This is a genomic window from Leisingera sp. F5, from assembly GCF_001593695.1.
Genome location: NZ_LUKH01000626.1, coordinates 1 through 1,965, shown reverse-complemented (window position 1 = coordinate 1,965; position 1,965 = coordinate 1). Strand labels below are relative to the sequence as shown.

Genomic DNA, 1,965 nt, shown 5'->3' with positions numbered 1-1,965 from the left:
TTTGATCCTGCCGCAGGCGGTTCTGGACGCGCCTGAGCATGGCTGCCTGAACATCCACGCCAGCCTCTTGCCGCGCTGGCGCGGGGCGGCGCCGATCCACCGGGCGATCATGGCGGGTGATCCGGAAACCGGCATCTGCATCATGCAGATGGAAGCAGGGCTCGACACCGGGCCGGTGCTGCTGCGTAAGGCTACCGCAATCGGCGCCGAGGAAACCACCGCCCAGCTGCATGACCGGCTGTCGGAAATGGGCGCTGCGCTGATCGTGGACGCCTTGAGCCGCCTGGCAGAGCTGACGCCTGAGGTGCAGCCGGAGGCGGGCGTTACCTATGCCGAAAAGATAGACAAAGGCGAAGCGCAGATAAACTGGACCCGTCCGGCGGCTGAAGTGGACCGTCAGATCCGCGGGCTGTCGCCCTTCCCCGGCGCCTGGTGCGAAATCGAGGGCCAGCGGGTCAAGCTGCTGGCCTCAAAGCTGGCAGAGGGCCAAGGCGCGCCGGGCGAAGTTCTGGATGACAATCTGACAATCGCTTGCGGGTCCGGCGCGGTCCAGCTGTTGCGCTTGCAACGGGCAGGTAAAAGCGCGCAGGATCCTGAAGTATTCTTACGTGGCTACCCTGTTTCGAAGGGCTGCCGCCTGTAACCGGGAGCCCGGCATGATTCTGACCCTGATGGGCACCGTGGTGATTGCCGGTATTGTCGGCTACGCTTTTGAACGCAGCGGCTTTACCAGCAATGGCTATGTGCCATCGATCATCATTTGCACCGGTGGTGCGTTCCTGTTCTATTTCATTCGGCTGATGTTCGGCATCGGCTTCAGCGCGCCGGGCTGGAATGCGATTGCCTCTTCCATCGGGGCCTTGGTGATCGTGCCGACCCATTGGCGCAGATAGGGAGATTGCTATGCCCGTTCTTGCTCTGATCATCATCGGCGCTGCGGCAGGTTTCCTGGCGACCCGGCTGATGCGGCTTGAAACCGATATCATCACAACTGTTGTGATCGGCATGGCCGGTGCATTGATCGGCGGGTTGGTGCTGCGCGCCCTGCTGGCGGTCATGGGGTTCATGGCCGGTTTTGCCGGCGCGGTACTGGGTGCTTTGGTGCTGATCTGGCTTTGGCAGCGCTACCTGGGCAAGTAATCCCGGCTGAGGTACGCAGGCCACAGCCGGGGGGAGAACGGGCGATTTCTGCTGCACCGGCCCGCTGAATGAATACAATATCTCAACCGCTGAGCAACGCGGTGGAAAATCGAGGCAGAGGGCATTTGCAGATGACACAGGACAGCGGCCAGCCCGGCGCGCCGAACGTGGTGGTTGTGACCACCATGAAGGATGAAGGCGCTTATATTCTCGACTGGATCAGCCACTACAAATCCATTGGTGTCAGCGATTTTGTCATCTTCACCAATGAATGCTCCGATCCCACGGACCACATCCTGCGCTGCCTGCACCGGATGGGTGTAATCGAACACCGGTTCAGCCGGGTGGTGCGCCGCGGCCCGCACAAAAGCGCACTGATGTGGGCGGAATACGAGCCCAAGGTGAACAATGCTGACTGGGTTCTGGTGATCGACGTCGATGAATATCTGCAGATCAATTCCGGTGACGGCACGTTGCCAGGGCTGCTGGCAGAGCGGGCGGATGCAGATGCGGTTTCCTTTGTTTGGCGCATTTTCGGCAATGCAGGGGTTGGGACTGTGGACCATCCCCCGGTGCCGCAGACCTTTGTGCTGGCTGAACCTGCTGCGGGGCTCCCGGACGAACACCGGTTCTTCAAGACCGCGTTCCGCAAAAATGGAAAATTCACCCGTATGGGGGTTCACCGCCCTTTTCTTGCGGACACGGCGGGCGAGGTGAACTGGCAGCTTGCCGATGGCACACGCCTGCCGGAGGATGAGCTGGAAGGCGCCCTGTACGTGCGCGGCGGCTACGGCTATTCCGCAGCGCAGCTCAACCACTATGCGC

General features: G+C 61.4%; 4 protein-coding genes. All 4 read left to right on the top strand.

Annotated elements, in window-relative coordinates; genetic code table 11:
• The coding region (locus A2I95_RS34090) for a methionyl-tRNA formyltransferase (protein WP_291736934.1) at positions 1-643 on the top strand (643 nt) is incomplete at its 5' end.
• 13 nt (positions 644-656) lie between these two features.
• Entirely contained in the window at positions 657-893 is a 237-nt protein-coding gene (locus A2I95_RS34085) for a hypothetical protein (RefSeq protein WP_291736932.1), read from the top strand.
• A gap of 10 nt (positions 894-903) precedes the next feature.
• A complete protein-coding gene (locus A2I95_RS34080) occupies positions 904-1,140 on the top strand; it encodes a GlsB/YeaQ/YmgE family stress response membrane protein (RefSeq protein ID WP_259989199.1) in 237 nt (78 codons plus the stop codon).
• Positions 1,141-1,271: 131 nt separating this feature from the next.
• Positions 1,272-1,965, top strand: a 694-nt coding sequence (locus A2I95_RS34075) for a glycosyltransferase family 2 protein (RefSeq protein ID WP_291736929.1), incomplete at its 3' end; no start/stop codon positions are given.